We start from the raw sequence: 13,496 nt of genomic DNA, 5'->3' as shown, positions 1-13,496 counted from the left end.
TAAATTTTGTAAATTTTAATTTACAATAAATTATGCTGTTTTACAAGGTTTTTAACGATTTTGTTGGAATTTGTAAATTTAGTAAATTATAAAGTTTACATGGACGATAAAATTAAAAATACTGAAAATGAAGCTCAAATCATAAGAGAAGAAGACATTTCTCAATATAATGCAAAAGGCATTTATATGAGAGATGATCACTGTGATTGGGGCTCAAGTGGAATGGATGCTTTAGTTGATCAAATCAACGACAGTAATTAATTCGTTCACTTAAAATATTTTCACAACATAACAGTAAAGGACTAAATGAGTGCTGAGAACATCTCATACGATTTAAAAAGATTTGCAGGAATTAAAAGAGATTATACCCCAGAAGAGGTTGAGAGATTAAGAGGTTCATTTAAAATTGAATACTCTATGTGTAAACACCAATCCAAAAAATTATGGGATTTGTTAAATTCAGAAAATTATATTAATACATTGGGATCTCTATCGGGAAACCATGCTATTCAACATGCAAAAGCTGGATTAAAAGCAATTTATTTAAGTGGATGGCAAGTAGCAGCTGATGCAAATACGGCTGGTGAAATGTATCCAGATCAATCCTTATATCCATATGATAGTGCGCCAAAATTAGTTGAATCGATGAATAATGCATTAATTAGAGCAGATCAAATTCAGCATATGGAATTACAAGATGGTGAAATGAAATCAAATGATAGAACAGATTATATGTTGCCTATTATTGCAGATGGTGAAGCAGGTTTTGGTGGTCCATTAAATGTTTTTGAATTAGCAAAAAAATTTATTAAAGCAGGTGCGGCTGGAGTTCACTTTGAAGATCAATTAGCTAGCGAAAAAAAATGTGGCCATATGGGTGGAAAAGTTTTAGTTCCAACTAGTACAATGATTAAAAATTTAAAAGCTGCAAGACTTGCTGCAGATATTGCAGAGGTACCTTTAATAATTTTAGCAAGAACAGATGCTAATGCTGCAAAATTAATTACAAATGATTTTGATGAAAATGATAAACCATTTTTAACTGGAGAAAGATCTCCTGAAGGTTTTTATTATGTTAAGCATGGAATTGAGCAGGCTATCTCAAGAGGTTTAGCTTATGCTCCTTATTCAGATTTAATCTGGTGTGAAACTGCAACACCAAATCTTGAGGAAGCAAAAAAGTTTGCAGATGCAATTCATGAAAAGTTTCCTGGTAAATTATTAGCTTACAACTGTTCTCCCTCGTTCAATTGGAAAAAGCATTTATCAGATGCTGAGATTGCAACATTTCAGCAAAAAATTAGTGAGATGGGATATAAATTCCAGTTTATAACTCTTGCAGGATTTCATACTCAAAATATTGCAATTTTTGAACTTGCTGAAAGATATAAAACAGAAGGAATGACGGCTTATTCTAAAATCCAAGAGCTTGAATTTGCTAGAGAAAAAGATGGTTACACAAGTGTTAAACACCAACGAGAAGTTGGAACGTCTTATTTTGATGCAGTTTCAAATACCATAAGTAGTGGAAAAAGTTCTACAACTGCTATGGCAGGATCAACAGAATCTGAACAGTTTTAATTAGTCTTTAATAAGCTTTCTAAATATGATTATATATTTGGATGTTTATAAGTAGTTTACTTTTAATTATTCTCTATATTTCTCACAGATACATTGTTGCTTGGATTATCTATTACAATAATACAGATGAACGTTTTGGTAATTCTGTATGGCGTTGGTCATATGACTATCAAGTAATTGGAGAAAGAGATGTTTCAGACCTTGATGATAAGCCATTTGTAAGAAAAAGAAGAGTTAGAAACCGGGCTGTCTCAATAATGTACTGCAATTTCTTTATAGGGTTTTATGCATTCATGTCTTTCCTAAGTAATCTGCTTATCCGGATATTAACTTAATTAACCATTGTAAACTGCGTCAATAAATGCGATTGATAATCATTCGCAATGTTAATAATAAGCATTCTAAACTAATCAAGGGTAAAAAATAAAGGAAAAAATGAAAAAAATTATACTTATTATATTAACCTTGAGTTTTTTTAAAAGCATGACATTAGCTAATGAAGTTAATGTTTTTAGTGCAAGACATTACGATTCAGATATCCAGCTTTACAATAAATTTACATCTCAAACTGGAATTAAAGTGAATGTCATATCCGGCAAAGATAAATCTCTTCAAAAAAGAATTATAGAAGAAGGAAAAGATTCAAAAGCTGATCTTTATATTACAGCTGATGCTGGAAAGTTAGGACTTTTCGATTTAAAAGGGATGTTTCAAAACTCTATGTCGCCAGCAATTAAATCTGCAGTACCGGCAAACTTTAGATCTAAAAATTGGACAGGAATAGCTAAAAGAGCACGAATAATTTATTACTCTCCAGAGAGAGTAAGTGACAATGATCTTAATGGATTGACTTATGAAGGTCTTGCTGATCCTAAGTGGAAAGGTAGAATTGTTATAAGACAATCTAATAATATTTATAATCAATCTCTAGTAGCTTCATTAATAGATAATAATGGAAAAGAGAGAACTACTATTTGGGCAGAAAATTTGGTTAAGAATATGGCTAGAGACTCAAAGGGAAATGATAGAGCTCAGATTTTAGCTGTAGCAGCTGGCGAAGCTGATATTGCTGTTGCAAATACTTATTATTACGCACTTATGCTTTCTGGTAGTAAAGGTGCAGAGCAACAAGAGGCTGCAAAAAAAGTATTACCATTTTTCCCAAATCAGGGTGATAGAGGAACACATATGAATATTAGTGGAGGTGGAATATTAAAATATGCTCCAAATAAAGATAACGCAATTAAACTGTTAGAGTTTTTATTAACTAAAGATGCTCAACAACATATTGTTAATAATACGTATGAATATCCAATGATTGAAGGTGTTGAGCCTCATGGATTAATTACACAAATGGGGTTTAATTTTAAACAAGACCTTAAAACTAAAGTAGCTAATTACGGAAAAAATCAAGCTATCGCATTAGAGATAATGCTTAACGCGAAGTGGAAATAAAGAGGTTATAACACAGCGCGCTTTTAATATTAAGTTAATTACCCTGCTTGATGTTATTAGTGCGTTGTTAAAAAATGGGTAATAAGATTAACATTTGGTATTTTAGTTCTTTTGTCATATCCATAATTGTAGCTGTACCCATTATAACTGTATTCAGTAGTTTCTTTGAAACAACTGGAGACTACGTTTCAGTTTTAAAAAATACTTTTCTTTTAGATTATATTTATAATTCATTAATACTTTTGACAGGTGTTTTAACCTTAACTTTTATTATAGGAGTTGGTTGTGCTTATTTAGTTTCATTTTATAAATTTCCTGGTGTTAATTTCTTTAAATGGGCTTTAATCCTATCTTTTGCAGTACCAGCCTATATTTATGCATATTCATTAACTGCTTTTTTTGAAAACTATGGAACGGCTTTTTCAATTTTAAAAAACTTATTGGGCGAGGGAAATTACAACGCTCATATTCCAAAGTTTGATGGAATGTTAGGCGCAATAATTTCAATATCATTTTCACTATTTGGTTATATTTACGTATTAACTAGAGCATCATTTCATTATCAGTCACAAAACTTAATAGAACTTGGTAAAAACCTTGGCTTTTCTAAGCAAAAATCATTTTTTAAGATAATCTTACCTTCGGCAAGACCTGCAATAGTTGCTGGCCTTTCTTTGGTTGCAATGGAGACCTTATCAGATTTTGGTTCTGTTTCATTTTTTGGAGTGTCGACTTTAACAACAGGTATTTATAATGCATGGATATCTTTTGACGATCTTACTTTAGCAAACAGGTTATCATCTTACTTGTTAATTTTTATACTTGGACTTTTTGTTATAGAAAATCTATCTAGAAAAAAAGCTCAATATCACACATCATCAAAAGGAGGGTTTAAATCAAAATCTGTAGTTCATTTATATAATTATAAATCAATTTTAGCGTTTTTATTTTGTACGTTAGTATTTTTCTTAAGCTTTTTATTTCCAGTTTTTCAAATGTTATATTGGACAATTATTTTTCCAAAACACTTTTTAGATTTAAATTTAATTGAATTATTCTCAAATACAATGTTGTTAGTTTTTTTATCGTGTTGCTTATTAATATTATTAGCCTTTATTTCAAACTATGGAAACAGAGTTTCAAAAAGTAAATTTTTAGAAGCATTAAATACATTTTCTATTTCCGGATATGCAATACCTGGAATTATTTTAGCTGTTGCTTTTATAACATTTATTTCATGGCTAGATCTTAATATGATTAATTACCTTGGAACAGAATCGATAAAATCTATTTTCATTGGATCTATTTTAGGATTGGTTATAATTTATTTTATAAGATTTTATTCCTTAGCTAATAACGGAATTAAATCTGGCTATCTAAAAATTAATTATTCTATAGATGAGAGCGCATATCTTCTTGGTTATTCAAAATTTAAAACATTTAGAAATATTCACCTTCCTTATTTAAAGAATTCAGTTTTATTAATAGGTATTTTGTTAACAATTGAAATAATCAAGGAATTACCGATTACCTTGATTATGAGACCATTTAACTTTGAAACCTTTGCAACAAAAGCGTATATTTATGCTTCCCAAGATTTACTTGAAGCTGCAGCAGCGCCATCATTACTGCTTATACTTATTGCAAGTTGCTTTATTTTAATTACATCTAGATATATCCTTAAAGATTAAACTTATGACAAAAAATTTCTTAGAAATAAATAATGTAACATTTGCAGCAAGTGCACAAAGTAAAGTGAACAATGTTTCTCTAACGATTGAAAATCAAGGAGACATTGTTTGTTTGTTAGGACCATCTGGTATTGGTAAAACTACTATACTTAGAACAATTGCAGGTTTAGAAAAAGTACAGTCTGGGAAAATTATCTTAAAAAATAAAATTTTGTCATCTGATAATACTCATATTGAACCTGAAAATAGAAATATTTCTATGGGGTTTCAGGACAATTCCCTTTTTCCCCATTATACAGTTTTAGAAAATATAAAATTTGGTGCAGATAGAAATAAAAAGAAGAAGAAAGGTTTAAATTTAAATGAAATAAATAAGCTTCTTCATATCGAGCACATTGTTGATAAATACCCACACCAGATAAGTTCTGGAGAAGCTCAAAGAGCCTCATTAGCAAGGTCTTTGTTATCTAATCCTGATTTATTGTTATTAGACGAGCCTCTTTCAAATGTAGATCAGAACTTTAAAGAAGAAATACAGGTTAAATTAAAGCAAATTTTAACAGAGCATAAGATTACAACAATTATTGTAACACACGACTCTTATGAGGCTTTTTATTTGGGAACTAAATGTGGAATAATTTTAGATGGTCAACTTAAGCAATATGATGACCCATATAATGTTTACCATTTTCCAAACTCAATAGAGGTGGTTAATTTTCTAAATCGAGGGATCTTAATCCCAGCAAAAGTTACAGGTGAAAATAGTTTAGAAAATGATGATCTTGGAACAATAACTGGAGATTTTATAAAACATTATCCAAAAGGATCTGAAGTTCAGCTTTTATTACAGCCTGAGGATCTTGAGCATGATGACAAAAGTAATTTAAAATTAGAAGTTGTGGATAGAAAATTTAGAGGAACAAATTTTATCTATACTCTTAAAACTGCAAGTAATAGATTAGTACCTGTTTTTGTTCATTCACATCATATTCATCAGCATGAAGTTGACGAAAAATTTGGTATAAAGAGACCAATTAATATTGATCATATAGTTTGTTTCTAATACAAAATCCTAAATTAAAATGAATAAAAGATTTAAAACATTGTCCAAGGGGATTATTGATGTAAGCCCTTTAATGATACCGGTAGTTCCGTTTGGAATTATATACGGCGTTATTGGAATGGAAGTGGGTTTGAGTGCCTATATGACATTTGGTATGTCTATTATAATTTTTGGTGGAGCTTCTCAAATTGTTTTATTACAATTATTCTCTGGCGGTGCATCATCATTAGTTACAATCACATCAGTTACCGCAGTAAACTCTAGACATTTACTATATGGTGCGGTTTTTTCTGAATATCTTTCTCACTTAAGGCTTACTTGGAAAATTATATTATCCTATGTATTAATTGATCAAGCATTTGCTGTTTCAAATAATTATTTTAAAAAAAATAAAGAAAATAAATTTAAACACTACCATTTATTAGGAGCTGGATTTACTTGTTGGACAATTTGGCAAATCTCAACAATTTTAGGAATAGTTCTTGGATCAGTAGTACCTGAAGAGTTAGGGTTAAGTTTTACTATTTCTTTAACATTTTTAGCTTTGTTAATTGATGATTTTAGAAAGTATAAAAATATTATTGTAATGTTAGTCTCAGGAATTGTTGCAACTGTTGGGTATAATACAATACCATTTCAAGCTTACATTATTATAGCAGCACTATCAGCCTTATCAGTTGCTACTATAATTACATTAATTGATAAGAAGAAAAAATAATGCATTGGACAACAATTATATACTGTGGAATTTTGACTTATATGACAAGATTTTCTATGATTTTTTTTCTAAAGAGAGATATTTTGAGTGAAAAGACAAAAAAAGTTTTATCCTATGTTCCATCAGCTATTTTTCCAGCAATAATATTTCCTCCTATATTTCTTAATGCTACAGGGTCTATAGACATTGATAGTAATCCAAAGTTACTAGCAGCCATATTTGCTATTATCGTTGGTTATTTTAGTAGAAGTATTATTGTTACAATTTTAGCAGGACTAGCTTCTTACTGGTTTCTAATTTTTGTATATTATCAATAAAAAAGCCTATATTTACTCCCAAAATGTTTCCAAAAGTTAAAATTAACAATGAGTTATTAGGCATACTATATATGCTTTTATGTCAATTTTCTTTTGCAACAAATGATGCTTTTGTAAAAAATATATACCAACACTTCAATGAAATATTTGTTTTAAATCAGATAATTTTTATAAGAGGGATTTTTACATTATTTTTTATATTATTATTTCTCTACATAAAAAAACAATTAGATTTTAAATTAATTTTTTCTTCAACAGAACTAAAAATAAGAGGTCTACTTGAATCTTTAGCAGCATTATTCTTTTTTATTGGTATCGCTTTATTACCTTTTGCTAAAGTTTATATTCTATTAAGTATGGCGCCAATTATTTTAACTGCATTTGGCGCAATTTTTTTAAATGAAAAGGTAAGATGGAGAAGATGGAGTGCGGTAATTTTAGGTTTTGTTGGTGTTGTCGTGGTTGTTAATCCAGGTAAATTAGAGTTTGGTTATTATTTTATATTCCCAATTTTAGCTGCAATCATGCTTTCTATTAGAGATATGTACACAAAAAATTTTAAAAAAGATTATCACAGTCTACAAATTGCATTCATGACTTGTTTTGTAGTTACTATTTTTTTTGGGTTATTAACTTTTTATAAATTTTATTATTTTACTTTAAAAGATATTTTTATTTTATTCATTTCAGCTTTTTTCTTAGCAATGGGATATATTTTTTCAATTGCAACCATCAAGATTGCACTTGTATCGGTCACATCAACTTTTCGATATTCAGTAATTTTATGGGGAATAGTTTATGGATATTTCTTGTTTGATGAAGTTCCATCAGCTAGCAGTTATATTGGTGCATTAATCATAATAATTAGTGGTTTAATTATTATATCAAGACAGAAACAAATTGGAGTTATAAAATAAATTAAAGTGTTGTTAATTAACTTGGCAACTTATATATTTAAAATATGAAAAAAATCTTAATTCTAATTTTTATATTATTGTCATTTAACTCATTTGCTGTAGATAAAAGTACTACCTTTAATAATGAAATTTTCCAAAAAGCTCAACTCGATGGAAAAATAGTTGTTATAAATTCTTGGAATGAAACATGCACAACATGTAAGGTTCAAATTAAGATCCTGAATCAAGCCGAAAAAGAATTTACGGATATTCTTTTTCTAAGCTTTGAGCAAGAAAAGGACAAGACAATTGCAAAACAGCTTGGCATTGACTATTGGACGACAATTGTAATTTACCAAAATAACAAGGAAATCTATAGAAGCATTGGTCAAATGAATAAAGACAAAATCTATTCTGTTATAAAATCTCTATAATCATTAGATAACATCATCATAATAGAGTTAAAAATAATCGTATTTTAAAGATTTTATTATTTTGTAAGTTCTAAATTTAGTAGTAGATAATCAGAAATTATACCCATTTAGTAACGCTTATTCACCATATTTTAAAAATGAAAAAAAAGAAAATTGTTAAAGATAGCTACATAGTAAGAACAAAAAAAAGAATACTTAGAGACACAATAGAGTCTGAAAAAAAATATACTACTAATTTTAAAGACATTAGAAATTACTTTAAGATATTTAATAAATCTTTATTTAATAGCAAACTCAATCCGTTTAATGATGTAAAGATTAAAAGAATAGTTAGAGGATCAGGGCAATGTGTTGAATATATTTCCTATAGAAAAGGTACAAATAGATTTGTGCTCGAGATGATGCCTAAATATAAAAATAAAATGGAATTTTTAAATACCTTGTCACATGAGATGGTTCACTTATGGCAACAAACAATTAAAAAAGATACTGGTAACCATAATAAATTATTTTTTAGTTTTAGAAATAAATTTAAAAGATTAAATTTGAAGTTAAGTTATTAAATTCTAATTTTATAAATCTAAACCTTCTTTTTTCCAATTCTTAAGGCCACCGATTAAATGAAAACAATTGATGAATTGATAGGATTTTGATAATTGAACTGCTAGTGTCGATCTGTGGCCATGTGCACAGTAAAATAAAATTCTTTTATCTTTTAATGTATCTTTATTTTTTTGAAGGTACTCATTAATTTCTGGAAAACGAACAACCGTACTATTTTTAATCATACCATCTTTGTCTATTTCATTTTGTTCTCTAAGATCAATTAAAATTGATTGAGCATCATTTTTGATTTCATTAAATTTTTCTGGATTAACACCATTATTTACTTTTTGTTTATTAAAATCTATTCCTAATTGTAAATTACTAGGGACTGCAACATCCATCATACTTGGATTAGGTAAGTTTAAATTATTCATAATTTCAATATATTGATCTACAGAATTTACTTGAAGTCTTGGGTTAAATTTTTTTTCTTCTATTATTGTGCTGACCATCTCTCCTTTATAATCATGAGCAGGGTAAACTAATGTTTCATCAGGTAGCTTTAAAAGTTTATTAAAAATTGAATTATAAGAATCTCGTGCATTTCCATTTTGAAAATCAGTTCTACCAGTTCCTCTAATTAGCAATGTATCTCCAGTAAAAACTCTATCATTCATCAAGAAGCTAAAACTTTCTATGGTGTGACCTGGGGTATAAATTGCTTGTAATTCCAAGCCATCAATTTTAATTGTCTCTTCATCACCAACTTGCATTGCAACCACATCAGCAGGTGTTTTATCACCCATTACAGTAACACAATTTGTTTTATCTCTTAGTTCAGCAATACCTGAGATATGGTCAGCATGGATGTGGGTATCAATAACTTTTACTAACTTTAAATCTAATTCATTAAGAAGCTTAATGTATTGTTCAACATTTTCTAGTACAGGGTCAATGATTAAGGCCTCTCTTCCTTTTGCTGAGGCTACTAGGTATGTAAATGTGCTCGAGGCTTTATCAAAGAGTTGTCGAAATAACATTGATTTACAATATCATTTTATTAAGGGTAGTTGAATTTATTAAGTAGTACGAAATCTTAAATAAATTTTGTCTAAATAATAAAATAAGGATAGAGCTCTTAATATCATAAACAAACATAAAGATAGCCAAATACCGGTATTACCCGTTAATTTTGTTAAATATAAAGACATTAATAAATAAGAAAACACTGAAAAAATCATGGCATTTCTAAGTTCTTTTGTTTGTGATGCACCAATAAATATTCCATCAAATTGATAACAAAAAGATGAAATTAAAGGCATGAGAATTAGCCATACCACATAAGATGAGCTTAGATTTCTAATACTTTCAATATCAGACATTAATTCAATGACGTATTTGTTAATAAAAAAATAAATTATAGAAATAATTAATCCAGTAAGTGTACTTAAAATAAAAGAGTTTTTAACAATCTTTTTAAACAAAACTATATCTTTTTTACCCAAAGAATATCCAACCATACCTTCAGTTGAAAATGCGTAAGCATCAAGAATGAAAGCAGACAAAAAGACCAAGTTAATTAAGATGGCATTGGCTGCAATGTAGTCTTCACCAATTTGACTACCAAGGTAAGTAAACCAAAAAAATGAAAAGGTTAACAATATAGTTCTAATAAATATGTTTAGATTAATATTAAAAATCTTTTTAAGCTTATTAAGATCTATTAATTTACTAATATCGATATTGATTTTAGACATTTTATTTAGATACCAAAATGTATAAATTAGAAAAGTTGCCGATATTAAAAGTGCCGAGATTAAAGTCCCATAAGCAACTCCTTTAATATTTAAATCAAATTTTGAAACTAAAATAATACTTAAAATTATATTTAGAATTGAAAAAAGACCAACTGCTAAACTTGAGATTTTGGTCTTTTGTAATCCAACAAATAAACCGGTTATAATGTAAAGTGTTAACTCACCAGGTGCTGAATAAATTCTTATTTGAAAATAATCCTGATAAAATTGCCTAGTCGTGTCTGATAAATTAAAAATACCCACACTTAGATTGAATATATAGTTTTGTAACAAAATTAAGATCAATGAAATTAGCAAAACAAAAACTAAATTTCGAACAACAATATTAAATATTTCTGTATAATCTTCTTTACCATAAGCTTGCGAAACCAAACCAACGGTTCCCATTCTTAAAAAACCAAAGCTCCAAAAAATCATAGAAAATAAATTAGCAGCCACTGAAGTTGCTGATAAATATGATAAGTTACCAAGGTTACCCATTAAACCAGTATCAATAATACCAACAAGGGGAATAGCCAAGTTTGCAAAAAAAATTGGAATAGATAATTTTAAAATGTATTTAATCGATGGGTTTTGCATTTAAGCAATAAACTTCAGTATAGATTTAGCAGGATTTGTTTTCTTAATCCAATCTTGAGGAATACCTTTTAAGCCTTTGTAAGCTGCAAAATAAGCACCAACAAAATTAGCACGAGAACAATTACATCCACCAGCCTTAATGGTTTTTATAACCGCTGTTTTAAAACTTTTAGAAGTGATGATTGCATGTATACCTCCATTAAAAGTACCTGGATAACTACACGCCTTACCAAATTTCTTTACAACAAAATTATGAGGTTTTGACTTAATTTTTTTAACTTTTTTGATATTTTCAATAACATTTTTAAAGTATTTGTTTTTTATATTTTTTTTAAAAAAACTATTAACTGGATTCTTGTCTCCTTTATCAGCTAAATCAATAATCTTAAGTTTTGCCATAGCAAATTGTTCACTAATTTTGCCATTAGCAACCGTTCTTATAATTTGTTTTGTTTTCTGCTCTGAATTATTTGAAAAATAAAAGGGTAGGCTTGCACAATACCCATCAGACTCGTTAACTTTAGTCCCACCTGTGATAGTTTTTTTTAATTTAATATTTTTGATAGTTTCTAAAATATTTTGATGGATCCATGGACCTTTCATGGCTGTTTTCCACTTAATCTTTTTGTATTTTTTTCTTAAAGATAAATTTTTCCAATATTTTGACCCTGGTCCAAAATTTTTGACAATATTCTTTTTAAAAAGTTTAATAACCTCTTTATGATTAGTGGTCTTAGTTAATGTTTTAAACATTACTTGACCCACATCATTGTAACCAGAAACTTCTCCTGTTTTTATAGAGTAGAACGGAGATCTATTTTGTTTAAAGAATGCAATATTTTTTTTTCCTTTAATATAAGATTTTAGTTTTTTTTCATCATAGACCCAATGCAAAGGTCGGGCTGCTGCATCTGCAACAGTTGCGCCAAGAAATATATGCAACTTTTTAAACATGAGTTACTAATACTTTATTTAAATATAAGTTAAAATGTTTTAAATTAGGTAATGTTAAGTATAAAAAATTGGGATAATAAAACTTGGATTTCATCAGCTAAATATATCCAATCATTCAATAATTTTTTATTAAAACAAAAAAAACTAACTAAACACTCAAAAATTCTAGATATTGGTTGTGGCCGAGGTAAGATAATGGGTTCGTTATCCTCTAAACTCAAATTAATTAATAAGCCTGTTGGACTTGATATTGAAAATCACAAAGATTTTGACAAAAGAATTAGTTTTAAAAAAATAAATGCAATTCAATATCTAGGAAATAATAAAAAGAAATTTGATTTAATATTAATTAAACAAACTATTCATTTATTTAATCTAAAAGATATTAAGAAAATTTTAACTTATGCATATTCTAGTTTAGAAGTAGGAGGAATTATTTTAATTTTAACTTTAGATACAAAAGATAATGAAATACCCACATTTTACTTGATGAAACAGAAACTTAACCAATCTTTTAAAAGAGATAGTCTTATTTGGAAAAAACTACTTAAGCTTAATATAAAAAAAAACACTGCTAGCTTTAACTTTAAGGTTAATATTAAGAAAAACGTATATTTAAAAATGATAAAACAACGCTATATATCTACTTTATTAAAATTTAATTCACTTCAAATTTCTAACGGAATTAATGAGATTAATCTAAATTATAAAAAAAATATTTTATTCAACGATAAGCTTAAATGCATAATATTTACAAAACTATAAAGTATTTCTCGATATTTATATTAATCTTACCAATTAAAGTATTTAGTTTTGAAAATGAGAAAATTAACTTTGGAAAATTTTCACTAAATAAATATGAAGTAACAATTATGGAGTTTAATAATTATACAATTAAAAACGAAGTCATTACAGAAGCTGAAAAAAATGGTGGAGGTTACGAATGGGGTGCTGGTTGGGTTAAACGTGATAATTGGAATTATAAAACACCTTATGGAAAAAAACCTGATAGTGAATTAGAGCCCGCTGTTCATCTAAGTAGATTTGAAGTTGAGAATTATTGCAAATTTATAAATGGCCGATTGCCTACATTTGAGGAATGGTCTTATGCTGCCTACACTCAAATATTTGCATCCAATAAATTTGATAAAGAAAAAACTTATAGATACCCTAGTGGAGATATAGCTAAAGAAATGAACTCCCAAGGTTTATTAAATTATGACAAGCATGTAGATGTCACAATATTGCCAGAAGGCGTAAATGGATTAGTTGCTATGGGTGGTAATGTTTGGGAGTGGGTGGATGATCAAGAAAAAAATAATTCTTTAACAGCGGGGGCCTCCTGGTGGTATGGAGGTTCAAAGACCAGTATTAATGGAGCTCAATATAAACCCTCGAACTTTTATGCAATCTATGTTGGTTTTAGATGTGCATTTGATAATTAA

15 protein-coding genes are annotated in these 13,496 nt (G+C 28.3%); 12 read left to right on the top strand and 3 right to left on the bottom strand.

The genetic code is table 11. From position 1 onward, the window contains the following. Positions 1-99: 99 nt before the first annotated feature. From AC5SL9_RS04330 to AC5SL9_RS04285, 10 genes are all read left to right on the top strand, one after another. On the top strand, positions 100-261 hold the full coding sequence (locus AC5SL9_RS04330) for a hypothetical protein (protein ID WP_006996654.1): 162 nt from the start codon (positions 100-102) through the stop codon (positions 259-261). A gap of 45 nt (positions 262-306) precedes the next feature. Then, entirely contained in the window at positions 307-1,581 is a 1,275-nt protein-coding gene (gene aceA, locus AC5SL9_RS04325; protein WP_494573869.1) for an isocitrate lyase, read from the top strand. A gap of 435 nt (positions 1,582-2,016) precedes the next feature. Further along, on the top strand, positions 2,017-3,036 hold the full coding sequence (locus AC5SL9_RS04320; RefSeq protein ID WP_011282242.1) for a Fe(3+) ABC transporter substrate-binding protein: 1,020 nt from the start codon (positions 2,017-2,019) through the stop codon (positions 3,034-3,036). 74 nt (positions 3,037-3,110) lie between these two features. Further along, positions 3,111-4,727 (top strand): ABC transporter permease, encoded by a 1,617-nt coding sequence (locus AC5SL9_RS04315; RefSeq protein WP_006996658.1) that lies wholly within the window; start codon positions 3,111-3,113, stop codon positions 4,725-4,727. 4 nt (positions 4,728-4,731) lie between these two features. Beyond that, positions 4,732-5,790 carry an ABC transporter ATP-binding protein gene (locus tag AC5SL9_RS04310; RefSeq protein ID WP_020169555.1) on the top strand — a complete coding sequence of 353 codons (1,059 nt, stop codon included), beginning with the start codon at positions 4,732-4,734 and terminating at the stop codon, positions 5,788-5,790. A 19-nt stretch (positions 5,791-5,809) separates the two neighbouring features. Beyond that, on the top strand, positions 5,810-6,508 hold the full coding sequence (locus AC5SL9_RS04305; protein ID WP_494573868.1) for an AzlC family ABC transporter permease: 699 nt from the start codon (positions 5,810-5,812) through the stop codon (positions 6,506-6,508). Continuing rightward, positions 6,508-6,825, top strand: coding sequence for an AzlD domain-containing protein (locus tag AC5SL9_RS04300; protein ID WP_494573867.1), 318 nt, complete (start codon positions 6,508-6,510; stop codon positions 6,823-6,825). The genes AC5SL9_RS04305 and AC5SL9_RS04300 overlap by 1 nt, the downstream gene beginning before the upstream one ends. Beyond that, the gene (locus tag AC5SL9_RS04295; RefSeq protein WP_494574387.1) at positions 6,795-7,742 is read left to right on the top strand and encodes a DMT family transporter; all 948 of its coding nucleotides are present in this window, start codon (positions 6,795-6,797) and stop codon (positions 7,740-7,742) included. Before AC5SL9_RS04300 ends, AC5SL9_RS04295 begins: the two co-directional genes overlap by 31 nt. 77 nt (positions 7,743-7,819) lie before the next feature. Further along, a complete protein-coding gene (locus AC5SL9_RS04290; protein ID WP_494573866.1) occupies positions 7,820-8,155 on the top strand; it encodes a TlpA family protein disulfide reductase in 336 nt (111 codons plus the stop codon). A 137-nt stretch (positions 8,156-8,292) separates the two neighbouring features. After that, positions 8,293-8,718, top strand: coding sequence for a SprT-like family protein (locus AC5SL9_RS04285; protein ID WP_494573865.1), 426 nt, complete (start codon positions 8,293-8,295; stop codon positions 8,716-8,718). Between the two features lie 9 nt (positions 8,719-8,727). Here AC5SL9_RS04285 and AC5SL9_RS04280 read toward each other — a convergent pair whose 3' ends face one another. Genes AC5SL9_RS04280 through AC5SL9_RS04270 form a run of 3 tightly spaced genes read right to left on the bottom strand, consistent with a single transcriptional unit; the run spans position 8,728 to position 12,051 of the window. Further along, a complete protein-coding gene (locus AC5SL9_RS04280) occupies positions 8,728-9,741 on the bottom strand; it encodes an MBL fold metallo-hydrolase (protein ID WP_494573864.1) in 1,014 nt (337 codons plus the stop codon). Positions 9,742-9,780: 39 nt separating this feature from the next. After that, positions 9,781-11,097, bottom strand: coding sequence for an MATE family efflux transporter (locus AC5SL9_RS04275; RefSeq protein WP_494573863.1), 1,317 nt, complete (start codon positions 11,095-11,097; stop codon positions 9,781-9,783). After that, positions 11,098-12,051 (bottom strand): ADP-ribosylglycohydrolase family protein, encoded by a 954-nt coding sequence (locus tag AC5SL9_RS04270; protein WP_494573862.1) that lies wholly within the window; start codon positions 12,049-12,051, stop codon positions 11,098-11,100. A gap of 51 nt (positions 12,052-12,102) precedes the next feature. Between AC5SL9_RS04270 and AC5SL9_RS04265 the strand changes: the two genes are divergently transcribed. After that, entirely contained in the window at positions 12,103-12,816 is a 714-nt protein-coding gene (locus AC5SL9_RS04265) for a class I SAM-dependent methyltransferase (protein WP_027307046.1), read from the top strand. Then, positions 12,792-13,496 (top strand): formylglycine-generating enzyme family protein, encoded by a 705-nt coding sequence (locus tag AC5SL9_RS04260; RefSeq protein ID WP_494573861.1) that lies wholly within the window; start codon positions 12,792-12,794, stop codon positions 13,494-13,496. The genes AC5SL9_RS04265 and AC5SL9_RS04260 overlap by 25 nt, the downstream gene beginning before the upstream one ends.

This window comes from Candidatus Pelagibacter sp. PS_37, from assembly GCF_059417825.1.
This window is presented reverse-complemented; position numbering and strand designations above follow the sequence as displayed.

Excerpts from the sequence above, each read along its gene's own strand:
- AC5SL9_RS04330 (WP_006996654.1), top strand. The coding sequence starts at position 100 with ATGGACGATAAAATTAAAAATACTGAAAATGAAGCTCAAATCATAAGA.
- aceA (WP_494573869.1), top strand. The coding sequence starts at position 307 with ATGAGTGCTGAGAACATCTCATACGATTTAAAAAGATTTGCAGGAATT.
- AC5SL9_RS04320 (WP_011282242.1), top strand. The coding sequence starts at position 2,017 with ATGAAAAAAATTATACTTATTATATTAACCTTGAGTTTTTTTAAAAGC.
- AC5SL9_RS04315 (WP_006996658.1), top strand. The coding sequence starts at position 3,111 with ATGGGTAATAAGATTAACATTTGGTATTTTAGTTCTTTTGTCATATCC.
- AC5SL9_RS04310 (WP_020169555.1), top strand. The coding sequence starts at position 4,732 with ATGACAAAAAATTTCTTAGAAATAAATAATGTAACATTTGCAGCAAGT.
- AC5SL9_RS04305 (WP_494573868.1), top strand. The coding sequence starts at position 5,810 with ATGAATAAAAGATTTAAAACATTGTCCAAGGGGATTATTGATGTAAGC.
- AC5SL9_RS04300 (WP_494573867.1), top strand. The coding sequence starts at position 6,508 with ATGCATTGGACAACAATTATATACTGTGGAATTTTGACTTATATGACA.
- AC5SL9_RS04285 (WP_494573865.1), top strand. The coding sequence starts at position 8,293 with ATGAAAAAAAAGAAAATTGTTAAAGATAGCTACATAGTAAGAACAAAA.
- AC5SL9_RS04280 (WP_494573864.1), bottom strand. The coding sequence starts at position 9,741 with ATGTTATTTCGACAACTCTTTGATAAAGCCTCGAGCACATTTACATAC.
- AC5SL9_RS04275 (WP_494573863.1), bottom strand. The coding sequence starts at position 11,097 with ATGCAAAACCCATCGATTAAATACATTTTAAAATTATCTATTCCAATT.
- AC5SL9_RS04270 (WP_494573862.1), bottom strand. The coding sequence starts at position 12,051 with ATGTTTAAAAAGTTGCATATATTTCTTGGCGCAACTGTTGCAGATGCA.
- AC5SL9_RS04265 (WP_027307046.1), top strand. The coding sequence starts at position 12,103 with ATGTTAAGTATAAAAAATTGGGATAATAAAACTTGGATTTCATCAGCT.
- AC5SL9_RS04260 (WP_494573861.1), top strand. The coding sequence starts at position 12,792 with ATGCATAATATTTACAAAACTATAAAGTATTTCTCGATATTTATATTA.